Below are 16,126 nucleotides of genomic sequence, written 5' to 3'. Positions count from 1 at the left end.
GCCCCCACCCCGTGAGCATCGAGATCAACAACGAGTCGAGCGTCCCCGTCGACGAGGCGGCACTGCTGCGCCTCGCCGGCTACGCGCTCGACTCGCTCCACGTGCACCCCGACGCCGAGCTGGCGATCGTGCTGGTCGACGAGGGGGCGATGGAGCAGCTGCACGTCCAGTGGATGGACGAGCCGGGCCCCACCGACGTGCTGAGCTTCCCGATGGACGAGCTGCGCCCGGGCACCGAGGACGAGCAGACTCCCGCGGGGCTCCTCGGCGACATCGTGCTCTGCCCGCAGGTCGCGCAGAGCCAGGCCGAGGCGGCCGGTCACTCGGTGCTCGACGAGCTGCAGCTGCTCACCGCTCACGGGCTGCTGCACCTGCTCGGCTTCGATCACGCCGAGCCCGAGGAGGAGCGCGAGATGTTCGGCATCCAGCGCGACATCCTCGTGGGCTTCCACATCAGCGAACGCCGACGGTAGGACACCGTGCTGACCGTCCAGCTGCTCGTCGCCGCGCTCGCCCTCGTCGCCGTCGGCGGCTGGCTCGCGGCGACCGACGCCGCGCTCGGCGTCCTGTCGCGCAGCGACCTGCTCGACATGGCGAACCACTCCCGGAGCGCCCGCGCCCTCCGGTCGATCGCCGGCGATCTGAGCGCCCACGTCAACGTCGTCAACTTCACCCGCATCGCCGCCGAGACCACGGCCGCCGTCTTCGTCACCGCCGTCCTGATGGTCGTCGTCGAGCAGCTCTGGCTGGCCCTGCTGCTCGCGATCCTCATCATGGCGGCCGTCTCGTTCGTGCTCGTCGGCTCGAGCCCCCGCAGCGTCGGCCGGGCGCACGCCCGCGCCGTCCTCGGCACGAGCGCGTCCCTCGTGCACGTGCTGCGCGTGGCCCTGGGTCCGGTGGCGCACGGTCTCGTCGCCCTCGGCAACCGCGTCACCCCCGGCACCGGGCGCTCGGCCGGGTTCTCGTCCGAGGAGCAGCTGCTCAGCATGGTCGACGAGGCCACCGAGCAGGACGTCCTCGAGCAGGACGACCGCGAGCTCATCCACTCGATCTTCGAGTTCAACGACACCCTCGTCCGCGAGGTCATGGTGCCGCGCACCGACATGGTGACGATCGAGGCGACGGCCTCGGTCGGAGCGGGGATGGGCCTGCTGCTCAGCCGCGGGATCTCCCGCCTGCCGGTGATCGGCGACGGCGTCGACGACGTCCTGGGCGTCCTCTACCTCCGCGACGTCGCCCGGCACACCTACGAGCGCCCCGACGACGCCGACGCCGTCTCCGAGCTCACCCGGCCGGCGCTCTTCGTGCCCGAGTCCCAGAAGGCCGACGAGCTGCTGAGGCAGATGCAGCTCGAGTCGAACCACCTCGCGATGGTGGTCGACGAGTACGGAGGCATCGCCGGCCTCGTCACCCTGGAGGACCTCATCGAGGAGCTCGTCGGCGACATCTCGGACGAGTACGACCGCGAGGTCGACCTCTTCGAGGAGACCGAGCCCGGCGTCTACCGTGTCTCGGCGCGCCTGCCGGTCGGCGAGCTGGGCGAGCTGTTCGAGCTCGACCTCGAGGACGACGACGTCGACTCCGTCGGCGGCCTGCTGACCAAGGCCTACGGCCGCCTGCCCGAGCGGGGTGCGATCGCCCGCATCGACGGCGTGATCCTCGAGGCGGAGCAGGCCGATCCGCGCCGCGGCACCATCTCGACGGTCATCGTGCGCCGTGATCCCGACTACGATCCCAACCGCGAGCCGGGCACCGGACCGATCGCCGTCGTGACCGACGACGGCGAGAGCGACGGCCCCGCGGAGTCCGCCTCACGGGACCCGCAGGCCGAGGCCGTGCAGGAGACGCCGAAGGGCCAGAGCTCCGCGCCGAAGAAGACCAGGAAGACGAAGACCGACGACCAGAAGAGTCGGAAGAAGACCCCGACGACCACACCACCGGTGCTGGCAGCAGCACCGACAACGACAGCACCGATCGAGGACGCACGATGACCGACACCAGCCCTCCCACGACGCCCTTCCGGGCGGGATTCGTGTCGTTCGTCGGCCGTCCCAACGTCGGCAAGTCGACGCTCACCAACGCGCTCGTCGGCGAGAAGATCGCGATCACGAGCTCGAAGCCGCAGACGACGCGGCGCGCGATCCGCGGTGTCGTCCACCGCGAGGACGGCCAGCTGATCGTCGTCGACACCCCGGGCATCCACCGCCCCCGCACCCTGCTGGGCGAGCGTCTGAACTCGCTCGTCACCTCGACCCTGGGCGACGTCGACGTGATCGGGATGCTCTTCCCGGCCGACGAGCCGATCGGCCCGGGCGACCGCTTCATCAGCGAGCAGCTCGAGTCCTTCCCCCGCGCGCGCAAGGTCGCCATCGTCTCCAAGGTCGACCTGTCGTCGAAGAAGTCCGTCGCGAAGCAGCTGCTCGCGGTCTCGGAGCTGCGCGAGTGGGACACGATCGTCCCGATCTCGGCGGTGACCTCCGAGCAGCTCGACGTGCTCGCCTCCGAGCTGCTCGCGCTGATGCCGGAGTCGCCGGCGCTCTACCCGAAGGAGGCGGTGACCGACGAGGACCTCTTCTCCCGCATCGCCGAGTTCATCCGGGAGGCCGCGCTCGAGGGCGTCTCCGACGAGCTCCCGCACTCGCTCGCCGTCACTCTCGACGACATGGTCGAGCGCGAGGACGGCTCGCTGATCGACATCTACGCGAACGTCTTCGTCGAGCGCGACAGCCAGAAGGGCATCATCATCGGCAAGGGCGGCCAGCGGCTGCGCGAGGTCGGCGCCGTGTCCCGTGAGCAGATCGAGCGCCTCCTCGGCCGCCAGGTCTTCCTCTCGATCCGGGTGAAGGTCGCGAAGGAGTGGCAGCGCGACCCGAAGCTGCTGGGCCGCCTCGGCTTCTGACCGGCTCGTGAGGGTGACGGCCGTCACCCCGCAGGACGACGACACAGCGCCGCGCGCCCTCTAGCGTGAGGAGCATGCGTGCCCTCCTCGACCGACCGGCGACGCTCCCGATCGCGGGAGCGGCCCTCGCTGCGCTCCACCTGATCGCGGGCGCCACCGGCGTCGACTCGGCCGAGGCGCTCCCGGCAGGGCTCCTGCTCGCACTGGCGCTCGCGGTCGCGGCCTTCCTGCCCGCCCTCGCGCCGTCGCTGGCCGCTCTCGCGATCATCGCCGGCGGCGGCTTCGCACTCGGAGGGGTGCCCCTCGACGGCGTCCTCGTCGGCATGGTCGCGCTCTGGTCGACGGCGCGCAGACTCGGCCCGTGGACGCGATCGCTCGTGCTCGCCGGCGCTCTGCTGCTCTCGGGCATCGGCGGTCTCGTCGCCGGCATCGACCTCTCGGGCCCGATCGTGCTGAGCGGCCTGCCCGCGAACATCGAGTTCCTGGCCAGGGCTCTCGTCGCTCTCGTCGTCGCCTCCGTCCTGTGCGGGCTGGTGGTGCTCGCCTTCGTGCTCGGCATCCGCTCGCCGATCGGTCCCGACGACCGCGTCGAGTCGCTCCTGACGCGCGTCGCCGGCCCGCAGGACCCGTTCGCGGTCGGCACAGCCGGCGGCCAGGCGCTCCTCCTGCTGGCGATCGCGTGCATCCCGCTCACCGTCCTCGACGGATCGCTGCAGGTCTTCATCGCCGGGGTGCTGGCCGTCGCCCTCGTGCTGCACCGCCGCTCACCTGGGCTCGCCCTCGCGATCGCCTGGATCGGGGCCATCCTGCAGATGGCGCTGCACCTCGCGCCCGGCTTCGGGGATCTCGCGATCCTCGTCGTCCTCTTCGGCGCGGGAGCCGCCTCGTCCCGTCGTGTCCGCGTGGCGGGGGCGGTCTCGGCCGTCGTCGGCTCGCTGGTGGCCGTGGCGTACCTGACCCTCGCCTTCGACCTGATCTCGAACACGGTCGACTCGGTGCTGACGCTCGGGGCGACGTTCGCCGGGATCCTCGCGACCCTCGGCCTCTCGTGGACCGTCGGTCTGCTCTCGCGCTCGGTCCGCCGGGCCCGCGAGGGGCAGAGCCTGCGTGCCGAGGCGGAGCTCGAGCGCGCCCGGGCGCAGCGCGAGCTCGACGCGGTCGAGGAGCGCAACCGGATCGCGCGCGACATGCACGACGTCGTGGCGCACTCGCTCGCCGTCGTGATCGCGCAGGCCGACGGCGCCCGCTACCTCGGAGCCGCGAGCCCGGAGCAGACCGACGCCGCCCTGCACACCATCTCGAGTGTCGCGCGGGACGCGCTCGGCGACGTCCGCGTGCTCCTCGCGCAGCTGCGGCACAGCCAGAGCGACGGCCCGCAGCCCCAGGCTCGCGATCTGCCGGCGCTGCTCGACAGCGTGTCGGGCGCCGGGGCGCGGGTGCACTCCGAGCTCGAGGTCGACCTCGACTCGGTCCCTCGGGCGACCGGGCTCGCGCTCTACCGCATCGCGCAGGAGGCGACCACGAACGCCCTCCGGCACGGTCGCCCCGGCAGCCCACTCGACGTCTCCCTGCGGCGGGAGGCCGGCGAGGTCGTCCTCACTGTCCGCAACGCCCGCTGCTCCGACGCCGAGACCGTCGCCGCGACGGGGGAGGGCCACGGTCTCGTCGGCATGCACGAGCGCGCCGCCCTCGTCGGCGGCGTCCTCACCGCCGGCCCCGAGGGCGAGGAGTTCGTCGTCGACGCCCGCCTGCCCGCCCTCGCGACCTCCCCGATCCCGATCACCGCCGGCCCGCTCGATCCGCCGCCCGTCCGACCGCTCGCCTCTGGAGGCCGCCCCGCATGACCGACACCATCCGCATCGTCCTCGTCGACGACCAGGCGCTGTTCCGCGCCGGCATCCGCATGCTGCTGAGCTCCCAGCCCGACCTCGAGGTCGTGGGGGAGGCGTCCGACGGGGCCGAGGGCGCGGAGCTGGTCGGCCGCGTGGCGCCCGACGTGGTCCTGATGGACATCCGCATGCCGGGAGTCGACGGCATCGAGTCGACGCGGAGGATCCTCTCCCACGCCGCAGAGACCGGAGTCGCACCGCCGCGGATCCTCGTGCTCACGACCTTCGACCTCGACGAAGCGGCGGCGCGGGCGATCCGTGCGGGGGCGAGCGGCTTCCTCCTCAAGGACACCGAGCCGGGCTTCCTGCTCGCCTCGGTGCGCACAGTGCACGCCGGGACCGCGGTGGTGGCCGCCTCCGCGACCCGTGAGCTCTTCGAGCACTTCGGCGCGCCGGGCAGCGGCCGCGAGACGCCGCCCGAGTTCGAGACGCTCACCGATCGCGAGCGCGAGATCTTCCACCTCGCCTCGCGCGGGCTCAGCAACACCGAGATCGCCCGCGCGGAGTTCCTCAGCGAGGCGACGGTCAAGACGCACATCAGCCGGACCCTCGGCAAGCTCGGCCTGCGCGACCGCGTGCAGCTCGTGGTCTACGCCTACGAGAACGGTCTGGTCGCCTGACACCGCACGGCCCGGGAGCGCAGTGCTACCCTGGCCCGGTGCGTTACGGTCTGCTCCTTCTTAGCCGCCGCGACGAGATCTGATCCTCAGGCCTCCCTCGTCGCGGTGTCCGTCGTCGGCTGAACCGAGTTCCACCCGCGTGGTCTGATCCGCATCCGGATCCCCGCGACACGAGAGACGCGCATGCGCGCGCAGGAGAGCACCCCATGAAGAACACCCAGAAGCCGTCGCCCATGCCGATCGGCAAGTACAAGCCCTTCCACGAGCAGATCACCGTCGAGCTGCCCGACCGCACCTGGCCGACGAAGCGCATCACGACGGCGCCGCGCTGGTGCGCCGTCGATCTCCGCGACGGCAACCAGGCGCTCATCGATCCGATGAGTCCCGAGCGCAAGCGGATCATGTTCGACCTGCTGGTCCGGATGGGCTACAAGGAGATCGAGGTCGGGTTCCCGAGCGCGAGCCAGACCGACTTCGACTTCGTGCGCAGCCTCATTGAGGAGGGCGCGATCCCCGAGGACGTCACCATCCAGGTGCTGACCCAGGCCCGCGACCACCTGATCGAGCGCACCTACGAGTCGATCCGCGGCGCCCGCCAGGCGATCGTGCACCTCTACAACTCGACGAGCGTCCTGCAGCGCGAGGTCGTCTTCCGTAAGGACAAGCAGGGCATCATCGACATCGCGCTGGCCGGTGCCCGCAAGTGCCGCTCGATGGAGTCGTCCGTCCCCGGCACCGCCGTCTACTACGAGTACTCGCCCGAGAGCTACACCGGCACCGAGCTCGAGTTCGCCCGCGAGATCTGCGACCGCGTCGTCGAGATCTTCGAGCCGACGCCCGACCGCAAGGTCATCCTCAACCTGCCCGCGACCGTCGAGATGGCGACGCCCAACGTCTACGCCGACTCGATCGAGTGGATGAGCCGCAACCTCGCCCAGCGCGAGAACATCATCCTGTCGCTGCACCCGCACAACGACCGCGGCACCGCCGTCGCCGCCGCCGAGCTGGGCTACCTGGCCGGCGCCGACCGCATCGAGGGCTGCCTCTTCGGCAACGGCGAGCGCACCGGCAACGTCGACCTGGTCGCGCTGGGGGTCAACCTGTTCACGCAGGGCATCGATCCGCAGATCGACTTCGGCGACATGGACGGCATCAAGCGCACGGCCGAGTACTGCAATCAGCTGGCCGTGCCCGAGCGCAGCCCCTGGGCGGGCGACCTGGTCTTCACCGCGTTCAGCGGCTCGCACCAGGACGCCATCAAGAAGGGCTTCGAGGCGATGGAGGCCGAGGCCGAGCGCACCGGCCGCAGCGTCGACGAGCTGACCTGGGCCGTGCCGTACCTGCCGGTGGACCCGAAGGACCTGGGCCGCTCGTACGAGGCGGTCATCCGCGTCAACTCGCAGTCGGGCAAGGGCGGCGTCGCCTACCTGCTGAAGACCGACCACGCGCTCGACCTGCCGCGTCGCCTGCAGATCGAGTTCTCGGGAGTCGTCCAGGCCAAGACCGACGCCGAGGGCGGCGAGGTCACCAGCGAGCAGATCTGGGCGATCTTCCAGGACGAGTACCTGCCCGCTCCGGCGCACCGCGCCGACGAGAAGTGGGGCCGTTTCGAGCTGACCCGCACGAGCACGTCGAGCGACCTGGGCGGCAGCATCGCCCTCGACGCGGTGCTGCGGGTCGGCGACGAGACGATCACCGCGAGCGCCACGGGCAACGGCCCGATCAACGCCTTCGAGGCGGTGCTCGCCCAGCACGGAGTCGAGGTGCGCGTCTTCGACTACGTCGAGCACGCCCTCAGCGCCGGTGGCGACGCGCTCGCCGCCTCCTACGTCGAGTGCTCGGTGAACGGCCGCACCCTCTGGGGAGTGGGTGTCGACGCCGACATCTCGAACGCCTCCCTCAAGGCGATCGTCTCGGCGGTCAACCGCGCGCTGCGCGAGACCACTCCGGCGCTCGAGCTGGCGACCGCCTCCGTCTGACCCGCCGGGTCCCCGCGAGGGAACCCCGGTCCGTCGAGGGGGCCCGCACTCCGAGGCTCCCTCGACAGCTGCGGGTTCCCCCGGCGGCGCCGCGCCGGCGTCAGGCGCGGCCGCGCCAGCGCAGGCGCGGCACCCGGCTGAGCGCCCGCTGCTCCGGCAGGCTCCAGCCGTAGTGCACCGCCAGCAGGCGGATCACCGTGGTGACGGCCACGGCCAGCGGTGCCGCGTAGTCGATCACCATCCCGAAGCGCAGCGCCGTCACCAGCACGACGGTGCCAGCCGTCGCGGCGATCGCGTACAGCGAGCCGACGTGCATCAGCGCGATCGGCCGGTTGAGCAGGATGTCGCGCACGACCGAGCCGCCGACCGCCGAGACGGTCCCGACGAAGACCGCCGGCACCTCCGGCACGCCGAGCGCCAGCGCCTTGGTCGTGCCGATCGCGCCGAACAGGCCGAGGGTGAGCGCGTCGAGGGCGGTGATCGTCCCGTCGACGCGGTTCAGCACGTGCTGCAGCAGCATCCCGAGCAGGGAGGCGGCGACCGCGACGAGGAGGTACGCGTTCGTGTGCAGCGCCGCCAGCGGAGTCTGCAGCAGCAGGTCGCGCAGCACGCCACCGCCGAGACCGGTCGCCGTGCCGATGATGGTCACCCCGAGCAGGTCGATCCGGCGGTCGCGGAACTCTCCCGCGAACATCGCGCCCTGCAGGCAGCCGATGGCGATCGCGAGCAGGTCGGCCCAGGCCGGGATCACGAAGAGAGTCGCTGCCACGACGCCCATCGTTCCACGCCCGGCCCCGCGTCCAGGCCGGTGTCGGTGGTGGGGAGGATAATCGCTTCATGCCCACCTACCGTGACGAAGCCGTCGTGCTCCGCACGCACAAGCTGGGCGAGGCCGACCGCATCGTGACGATGCTCTCGCGCAGCCACGGCAAGATCCGCGCCGTCGCCAAGGGCGTCCGCAAGACGGGCTCCAAGTTCGGGTCGCGTCTCGAGCCGTTCATGGTCGCCGACCTCCAGCTCTACGAGGGCCGGAGTCTCGACATCGTCACGCAGGCCGAGTCGCTCGGCGCCTACGGTGCGCTGATCGCGGCCGACTACGACAGCTACACCGCCGCGAACGCCATGGTCGAGACGGCCGATCGGCTGACCGACGCCGACGCCTCCCTCCAGCAGTACCTGCTGCTCGTCGGGGCGCTCCGCTCGCTCTCGCGGCACGAGCACGAGGCCGTGCTCACCCTCGACTCCTACCTGCTGCGCGCGCTGTCGATCGCGGGCTGGGCGCCGAGCTTCGACGACTGCGCCCGCTGCGGCACTCCCGGCCCGCACGGGGCCGTCGTCGTCCAGCTCGGCGGAGTGGTCTGCGCCGACTGCACCCCGCCCGGCGCCCCCCGGGTCGCCCCCGAGGTCGTCGTCCTGCTCGGCGCGCTGCTCACGGGAGACTGGGAGCACGCCGAGACGACCGAGCCCTCGACCCGCTCGCGGGCCAGCGGGGTCGTGGCGGCCTACACCCAGTTCCACCTCGAACGCGGACTCAGATCCTTGGAGCACGTCACCCGATGAAGCCCTTCACCCACAAGGACGCCGAGCCCTTCCGCCCCCTCGACTGGACGGGGGTGCAGCCACCCGAGCTTCCGCGGAAGGCGGTGCCCGGGCACGTCGCGATCGTGATGGACGGCAACGGGCGCTGGGCCAACTCCCGCGGTCTCACCCGCGTCGAGGGGCACAAGCGCGGTGAGGCGGCGCTGCTCGACGTGGTCGCCGGAGCGATCCAGATCGGCGTGAAGCACCTCAGCGTCTACGCGTTCTCGACCGAGAACTGGAAGCGCTCGCCCGACGAGGTGCGCTTCCTGATGGGCTTCAACCGCGACGTGCTGCATCGCCGCCGCGACCAGCTCAACGAGTGGGGTGTGCGCGTCCGCTGGGCGGGACGCAAGCCCCGGCTCTGGGCCTCCGTGATCAACGAGCTGCAGTTCGCCGAGAGGCTGACGGCGGGCAACGACGTCCTGACGCTGACGATGTGCGTCAACTACGGCGGCCGCACCGAGATCGCCGATGCGGTGCAGCGTCTGGCGACCGAGGTGGCCGCGGGGCGGCTGAAGCCCTCGGGGATCACCGAGAAGACGATCGCCCGGGCCCTCTACGTGCCAGACATGCCCGACGTCGACCTCTTCGTGCGCTCCTCCGGCGAGCAGCGCACCAGCAACTTCCTGCTCTGGCAGAGCGCCTACGCCGAGATGGTCTTCCTCGACCGGCTGTGGCCCGACTTCAGCCGTACCGACCTGTGGGAGGCGGTCGAGCACTACGCCGGCCGCGCGCGCCGGTTCGGTGGGGCGGTCGACGTGCCGGGGGCGTCGGCGTGATCCGGGTCGGCATCGTCGGGTACGGGCTCGCGGGCAGCGTCTTCCACGCACCGTTCCTCGCCGCCGATCCGGCCTTCTCGATCGTCGCCATCGCGACCGGCGACCCGGTGCGCGCCGCAGCGGCGATCTCGGCGCATCCTGCAGCGCGGGTCGTGCCCGACCTCGACGGGGTGCTCGCCGAGCGGCCGGACGTCGTGGTGCTGGCGACTCCTCCCTCCGTGCACCGCGCCCAGGCCGAGACGGCTCTCGGGGCCGGAGTCGCGGTGATCGTCGACAAGCCGTTCGCGCCGAGCGCGGCCGATGCCGACGCGATCATCGCCGCCGCGGAGACCGCGGGGGTCCCCGTGTTCGTCTTCCAGAACCGCCGGTGGGACGCCGACTTCCTGACGCTCCGCAGGCTGCTGCGCGAGGAGGCGCTCGGCGACGTCGTCCGGTTCGAGTCGTCGTTCGAGCGGTGGAGCGCCCCGAAGACGGGCCGGTGGCAGACGCGGACGACCCCGGCCGAGGGCGGCGGCATCCTCTTCGACCTCGGCAGCCACCTGGTCGATCAAGCGCTCGTCCTCTTCGGGCCGGCGACGGTCACCGGCGCCGAGACCCGGGTCGTGCGCCCAGGAGGCGCCAGCGAGGACGACGCGTTCGTCTCGCTCCTGCACGACGGGGGCGTGCGCTCGCACCTCGCGATGAGCCGGGTCGCCCGCACGAGCGGACCCCGCTTCCGGGTGCTCGGCACCCGAGCGGCCTTCTCGGTCGACGGACTCGACCCGCAGGAGGGCGCGCTGCGCGGGCGCGGCGCCGATCCCCGCGACGACGACTTCGGGGTGGTCGGCGCGGACGCTCTCGGCACCCTCACCGACGACAGGGGCTCCCGCCGGGTCGCGAGCGAGCGCGGGCGGTACGCCGCCTTCGCCGAGGGGGTCGCCCGATCGCTCCTCGAGGGTGCGCCGGCTCCCGTCGACGTCCTCGAGGCGCGGGAGGTCGTCGCGCTGATCGAGCAGGCGCACACGCTGGCCCGGCGCTGACGCGACGCGCCCGACGCCGGGCGCGTGTTGGCGATCGGCGGATCCCGGGGGATCCTCGAGGGATGAGCACCGCACTCCTGCCTCCGTCCGCCCTGCGCGAGCGGTTCGCCGGCGCCCGCGGCTACCACAACGCCTGCACCCTGGGCCTTCCTCCGCGCGAGAGCGTCGAGGCGCTGCGAGCCGACCTCGACAGCTGGTCGGCCGGCGAGAACACGGCCGCGAGCTACGGGGACGTCGCCGAGCGGGCGCGGGCGGCGTTCGCTGACATCGTCGGAGCGCCCGTGTCGCAGGTCGCGATCGGATCGCAGACCTCGGCGATGGCGGCGGTGCTCGCGGCGTCGCTGCCCGACGGCGCGAAGGTGCTCTGCGTCCACGGCGACTTCTCGTCCATCGTCTTCCCGTTCCTCGCGCAGGCCCATCGCGGCGTCGAGGTGCGCAGCGTCCCTCTCGAGGCCCTCGCCGACTCCGTCGAGCCCGGCGACGCCCTCGTCGTGTTCTCGGCCGTGCAGTCCTCCAGCGGCGCGCTCGCCGATGTCGACGCGATCCTCGAGGCGGCGGCGCGTCACGGAGCGCGCACCGCCTGCGATCTCACCCAGGCCGCAGGCGTCCTCCCCGTCGACGCCACGCGGTTCGACGCGACCCTGACCCACGCCTACAAGTGGCTCTGCTCGCCGCGGGGAGTGGCGTTCCTCACCGTCTCGCCCGACTACTCCGCCGAGCTGATCCCGGTGCAGGCCGGCTGGTACTCGGGGGAGGACGTCTGGTCGTCGTGCTACGGACCGGCCATGCACCTCGCCGAGAGCGCCCGCCGCTTCGACGTCTCGCCCGCCTGGCAGGCGTTCGTCGGCGCAGAGGCATCGCTCGAGCTGTTCCGCTCGCTCGACGCCGAGGCGCTCTGGGAGCACGCCTCCGGGCTGGGCGACGCGTTCTGCGAGCGGCTCGATCGCGAGCCGCAGCACCGGGCGCTCGTGTCGTGGGCCGACCCCGAGGGGGCGGACCTCACCCGGCTGACGGCCGCCGGGATCCGCGTCTCGGGTCGCGGGGGCCGCCTCCGCGTGGCCTTCCACGTCTGGAACGACGAGTCCGACGTCGACGGGCTCGTCCGCGTCCTCGCGCGCTGACGGGCGCCTGCGGGAATACGATCCGGTCGCCGCGGTTGTCCTCAGAGTGACTGACGCGCAGACCCCCATCACCGTCGACATCTGGTCGGACATCGCCTGCCCCTGGTGCTACATCGGCAAGCGCAAGTTCGAGCGCGGGCTCGAGGCCTTCCGCCTCGCCCACCCCGAGGCCCCCGACGTCGCGATCGAGTACCGCAGCTTCGAGCTCTCTCCCGACACCCCGGAGGACTACCGGGGAGGCGAGGCCGCGTTCCTCGCCGAGCACAAGGGCATCCCCGAGGCGCAGGCGCAGCAGATGCTCGACTCCGTCACCGCGATCGCTGCGGGCGTCGGGCTCGACTACCACTTCGAGACGGTGCGGCACGTCAAGACCGTCACGGCGCACCAGGTGCTGCACCACGCGAAGTCGGCCGGGCTGCAGCTCGAGCTGAAGGAGCGCCTCCTGCGCGCCTACTTCGTCGAGGGGCGCGACCTCGCGGATCCCGCCGTCCTCGCGTCGCTCGCGGCCGAGGTGGGTCTCGATGCCGACGAGGTGCTGCGGGTGCTCGAGGAGCAGCGGCACCTGGGCGACGTGCAGTCCGACATCGCTCAGGCGCGCGAGTACGGGATCAACGGCGTGCCGTTCTTCGTGCTCGACGGGCGCTTCGGCGTCTCGGGCGCCCAGGAGCCCACGGCCTTCACCGAGGTGCTCGAGCACGTGCTCGCGCAGCGGACGGTCGTGGCATGAGCGGCTTCGTGATGCTCGGCGCCTCGGACGTGCCGGTGTGCGAGGACGGCGTGTGCGCGGTGCCGGTCGCGGAGCAGCCGGACGCCGATCAGCTCAGCGAGGAGGCTCCTCCACGCTGATGTCGGCGACCGTCGCCCCGTAGGCGGCGATCAGGGCGTCGGCGTCGACGAACGCGCTGCGTCCGCCCGCCCCCGCGCCCATCGCGATGCGCCGCCCGACGATCCGCTCGTCGGCGACGACGGGCCAGGCCGTCGTCGAGCCGATCGGCGTGATGGTGCCCCGGCGGTAGCCGGTTGCCTCCAGCGCCGCCTGCTCGTCGGGCAGTCGCAGCTTGTTGACGCCGACGACGGCGCGCAGCAGCGGCCACGAGATCTGGCGGCCACCCGGGATGAGGGCGAACAGGTACTCGCCGTCGTGGCGCTTCACCACGAGCGACTTGACGATCTCGCCGGGCTCGGTGCCGAGCAGCTCGGCCGCCTCGGCGAGGCTCCGCGCCTCCGGCCGCTCGACGATCTCGACGGCGAGGCCTCGCGCCCGGGCGTCCGCCTCGAACCGCTCCGGTCCGTCCTCCACACGCTCGTTCTCGACCATCTCTCCACCCTCTCGGCTCGACTCGCCTTCCCCAACACAGGATCTGGGACAATCGTTACCGATGTCCTCCACTCTTCTGGCCGCCCCACCCGCACCCGCGCTGCGCATCGGCCCCCTCGAACTCGACGCGCCGGTCGTCCTCGCGCCCATGGCCGGGATCACGAACACGGCCTTCCGCCGTCTCTGCCGCGAGTTCGGCACGGGGCACGGTGCTGCCGGGGAGACGTCCGGCGCCGACAGCGTCTCCGAGACCGGGAGGGCCCCCGGTGCCGGCGAGATGCTGTTCGTCAGCGAGATGATCACCTCGCGCGCGCTCGTCGAGCGCACCCCGGAGTCGATGCGTCTCATCCGCCATCACCCGAGCGAGTCGGTGCGGTCGATCCAGCTCTACGGAGTCGACCCGCGGACGGTCAGCGAAGCGGTCACGATGCTCGTCGCCGAGGACCGCGCCGACCACATCGACCTCAACTTCGGCTGCCCCGTCGCCAAGGTCACGCGCAAGGGCGGGGGAGCCGCGCTGCCGTGGAAGCTCCCGCTCTTCCGCTCGATCGTCGAGGGCGCCGTCAAGGCCGCCGGCGACATCCCGCTGACGATCAAGATGCGCAAGGGCATCGACGCCGACCACCTCACCTACCTCGAGGCCGCCCGTGCGGCCGAGGGCGCGGGAGTCGCGTCGATCGCGCTGCACGCGCGGACCGCCTCCGAGTTCTACAGCGGCCAGGCCGACTGGTCGGCGATCACGACGCTCAAGGAGGCGATCACCGGGGTCCCCGTGCTCGGCAACGGCGACATCTGGTCGGCCGAGGACGCCCTGCGGATGATGGCAGAGACCGGCTGCGACGGCGTCGTCGTCGGCCGCGGCTGCCTCGGGCGACCCTGGCTGTTCGGCGACCTCGCCGCCGCCTTCGCCGGCTCCGACGAGCGCTTCCGGCCGACGCTCGGTCAGGTCGCCACGGCCTTCCGCCGCCACGCCGAGCTGATCGTCGAGTTCTTCGAGAGCGAGGAGCGGGGCTGCCGCGACATCCGCAAGCACGTCGCCTGGTACTTCAAGGGCTACCCGGTCGGCGGTGACCTGCGGGCCAGGATGGCCTCCGTCGTGACCCTCGCCGAGCTCGACGAGCTGCTCGCGACGCTCGACCCCGACGTGCCCTACCCCGGCGTGGACGCCGAGGGCCAGCGCGGTCGCGCCGGCTCGCCGAAGGTGCCCTCGCTCCCCGACCGCTGGCTCGAGTCGCGCGAGCTGAACGCCGCCCAGCGCGACGCCGTGTCGGCCGCCGAGATCCACCACAGCGGTGGATGACCGCGCGCTCTGGGGGTACTCGCTCGTCGACATCGAGCGATTCCTGCCGGAGGACCACTCCACCCGCCGCTCCGACTTCGCCCGCGACCGCGCGCGCCTGTTCCACTCCAGCTCCCTGCGGCGCCTCGCGGCGAAGACGCAGGTCCTGAGCCCGACCGCGGGAGTCGACTTCGCACGCAACCGCCTCACGCACTCGCTCGAGGTGGCGCAGATCGGCCGCGAGCTGGCGACGAGTCTCGACCTCGACCCCGACGTCGTCGACACCGCCTGCCTGGCGCACGACATCGGACACCCTCCGTTCGGCCACAACGGCGAGCGCGCGCTCAACGCCTGGGCGGCGGGCATCGGCGGCTTCGAGGGCAACGCGCAGACGTTCCGGCTGCTCACGCGCCTCGAGCCGAAGGTGTTCGGCGACGACCAGCGTCCCTACGGTCTGAATCTCACTCGCGCGAGTCTCGACGCGAGCTGCAAGTACCCCTGGCCCGACACGCGCTCGGTCGCCGACCCCTCGGGCCGCGCCAAGTTCGGCTTCTACGACGACGACGAGCCCGCCTTCGCCTGGATGCGTGAGGGCGCGCCCGAGGGCGTGCGCTGCATCGAAGCCGAGGTGATGGACCTCTCGGACGACATCGCCTACTCGGTTCACGACTTCGAGGACGCCGTGTTCTCGGGCTACATCGACGTCGAGGCCCTCGGCTCCCGCGTCGACCACGACGATCTCGTCGAGTCGATGCACTCGTGGGTCGGCGGCGAGATCGGCCACGACGAGCTGGTCGCCGCTTTCGACCGCCTCGATTCGCTCGACGTGTGGGTCGCCTCGTGGGACGGCTCCCGCCGCGACCAGGCGCGTCTGAAGAATCTCACCAGCCAGCTCATCGGCCGCTTCGCCGGCTCGGCGACGGAGGCGACCCGCGCCAGCTACGCGCACCCCGACCTCGTGCGCTTCGGCGGCCACGTCGTCGTCCCGCGCGAGCAGCAGGCCGAGATCGCCGTGCTGAAGGGCATCGTCGCCACCTTCGTGATGTCGCGCAACACCCGCCAGCCGATCTACGCCCAGCAGCGCGAGGTCCTCACCCGCCTCGCAGACACGCTCCTCGACCGCGGCGCCGACGCCCTCGAACCCGGCTTCGCCGAGGACTGGCGCGCCGCCGCCACCGACGCCGCTCGCCGCCGGGTCGTCGTCGACCAGGTCGCCAACCTCACCGACCAGAGCGCGCTGGCGCTGTTCGAAAGGCTGAGTTCCTGACGTGACCGCGGCGACGCCCCGGCCACGTCAGGAACTCAGCCGGTCGCCGGTCCCTGCCCGGCGCCCGCGCAGTCGGCTTCTCGAAGTGGTGCGTTCCGTAGAGCGGGTCGCGATCGCCTATGGCGATTCGCTGATACGCGAATCACCCGTTCGGCTGCACCTTGAGCGGCGATGCGCCTCAGCGGAGGAATGAACTCCCGCGCGGTCCTCCCCTTCGCTGATCGAGTAGCCCGCGCAGCGGGCGTATCGAGATCCACCTGCTTCAGACAGTGGGGCCACCCGCAGGAGGTCCCGAGGGACCAGCCGCGCGATGAACCCGGAGCCGTGCCGCACCCGTCCACGCATCCATCCGTCACAGATGACCCGTCCGAGTAA

At 71.9% G+C, this 16,126-nt stretch carries 16 protein-coding genes; 14 read left to right on the top strand and 2 right to left on the bottom strand.

Features of this window, described 5'->3' with window-relative positions; all coding sequences use genetic code 11:
• Window positions 1-11 precede the first annotated feature (11 nt).
• The 6 genes from ybeY to leuA all read left to right on the top strand — a co-directional run bounded on the left by ybeY (window position 12) and on the right by leuA (window position 7,387).
• On the top strand, window positions 12-473 hold the full coding sequence (gene ybeY, locus GRS92_RS16455; protein ID WP_159858479.1) for an rRNA maturation RNase YbeY: 462 nt from the start codon (window positions 12-14) through the stop codon (window positions 471-473).
• A gap of 6 nt (window positions 474-479) precedes the next feature.
• Window positions 480-1,991 (top strand): hemolysin family protein, encoded by a 1,512-nt coding sequence (locus tag GRS92_RS16450; RefSeq protein WP_235022085.1) that lies wholly within the window; start codon window positions 480-482, stop codon window positions 1,989-1,991.
• Complete coding sequence (gene era / locus GRS92_RS16445; protein ID WP_159858476.1) at window positions 1,988-2,899, top strand: GTPase Era; 912 nt, start codon at window positions 1,988-1,990, stop codon at window positions 2,897-2,899. The genes GRS92_RS16450 and era overlap by 4 nt, the downstream gene beginning before the upstream one ends.
• A gap of 74 nt (window positions 2,900-2,973) precedes the next feature.
• Window positions 2,974-4,743: a sensor histidine kinase gene (locus GRS92_RS16440; protein WP_159858473.1), complete on the top strand. Its 1,770-nt coding sequence runs from the start codon at window positions 2,974-2,976 to the stop codon at window positions 4,741-4,743.
• Entirely contained in the window at window positions 4,740-5,408 is a 669-nt protein-coding gene (locus tag GRS92_RS16435; RefSeq protein ID WP_159858470.1) for a response regulator, read from the top strand. Before GRS92_RS16440 ends, GRS92_RS16435 begins: the two co-directional genes overlap by 4 nt.
• A 206-nt stretch (window positions 5,409-5,614) precedes the next feature.
• Complete coding sequence (gene leuA / locus GRS92_RS16430; protein ID WP_159858467.1) at window positions 5,615-7,387, top strand: 2-isopropylmalate synthase; 1,773 nt, start codon at window positions 5,615-5,617, stop codon at window positions 7,385-7,387.
• A gap of 100 nt (window positions 7,388-7,487) precedes the next feature.
• On the opposite strand, the gene GRS92_RS16425 is transcribed toward leuA, so the two are convergent.
• Complete coding sequence (locus GRS92_RS16425) at window positions 7,488-8,156, bottom strand: trimeric intracellular cation channel family protein (protein WP_235022084.1); 669 nt, start codon at window positions 8,154-8,156, stop codon at window positions 7,488-7,490.
• Window positions 8,157-8,224: 68 nt separating this feature from the next.
• Between GRS92_RS16425 and recO the strand changes: the two genes are divergently transcribed.
• The 6 genes from recO to GRS92_RS19145 all read left to right on the top strand — a co-directional run bounded on the left by recO (window position 8,225) and on the right by GRS92_RS19145 (window position 12,733).
• Entirely contained in the window at window positions 8,225-8,947 is a 723-nt protein-coding gene (gene recO / locus GRS92_RS16420; protein WP_159858461.1) for a DNA repair protein RecO, read from the top strand.
• Complete coding sequence (locus tag GRS92_RS16415; protein ID WP_159858458.1) at window positions 8,944-9,747, top strand: isoprenyl transferase; 804 nt, start codon at window positions 8,944-8,946, stop codon at window positions 9,745-9,747. The genes recO and GRS92_RS16415 overlap by 4 nt, the downstream gene beginning before the upstream one ends.
• Entirely contained in the window at window positions 9,744-10,766 is a 1,023-nt protein-coding gene (locus GRS92_RS16410) for a Gfo/Idh/MocA family protein (protein ID WP_159858455.1), read from the top strand. The genes GRS92_RS16415 and GRS92_RS16410 overlap by 4 nt, the downstream gene beginning before the upstream one ends.
• Before the next feature lie 62 nt (window positions 10,767-10,828).
• A complete protein-coding gene (locus tag GRS92_RS16405; protein ID WP_159858452.1) occupies window positions 10,829-11,887 on the top strand; it encodes an aminotransferase class V-fold PLP-dependent enzyme in 1,059 nt (352 codons plus the stop codon).
• A gap of 46 nt (window positions 11,888-11,933) precedes the next feature.
• A complete protein-coding gene (locus GRS92_RS16400; RefSeq protein ID WP_159858449.1) occupies window positions 11,934-12,614 on the top strand; it encodes a DsbA family oxidoreductase in 681 nt (226 codons plus the stop codon).
• Window positions 12,611-12,733 carry a hypothetical protein gene (locus tag GRS92_RS19145; RefSeq protein ID WP_268817156.1) on the top strand — a complete coding sequence of 41 codons (123 nt, stop codon included), beginning with the start codon at window positions 12,611-12,613 and terminating at the stop codon, window positions 12,731-12,733. Before GRS92_RS16400 ends, GRS92_RS19145 begins: the two co-directional genes overlap by 4 nt.
• Here GRS92_RS19145 and GRS92_RS16395 read toward each other — a convergent pair.
• Window positions 12,708-13,205, bottom strand: a complete 498-nt coding sequence (locus GRS92_RS16395; protein WP_159858446.1) for an aminoacyl-tRNA deacylase — start codon at window positions 13,203-13,205, stop codon at window positions 12,708-12,710. The genes GRS92_RS19145 and GRS92_RS16395 overlap by 26 nt on opposite strands.
• Before the next feature lie 61 nt (window positions 13,206-13,266).
• On the opposite strand from GRS92_RS16395, the gene dusB reads away from it, so the two are divergent.
• Complete coding sequence (dusB, locus tag GRS92_RS16390; protein ID WP_159858443.1) at window positions 13,267-14,505, top strand: tRNA dihydrouridine synthase DusB; 1,239 nt, start codon at window positions 13,267-13,269, stop codon at window positions 14,503-14,505.
• Entirely contained in the window at window positions 14,498-15,751 is a 1,254-nt protein-coding gene (locus tag GRS92_RS16385; protein WP_159858440.1) for a deoxyguanosinetriphosphate triphosphohydrolase, read from the top strand. The genes dusB and GRS92_RS16385 overlap by 8 nt, the downstream gene beginning before the upstream one ends.
• Window positions 15,752-16,126 lie beyond the last annotated feature (375 nt).

The sequence above is a fragment of the Rathayibacter sp. VKM Ac-2754 genome (genome assembly GCF_009807095.1).
Lineage (GTDB): Bacteria > Actinomycetota > Actinomycetes > Actinomycetales > Microbacteriaceae > Rathayibacter.
This window is presented reverse-complemented; position numbering and strand designations above follow the sequence as displayed.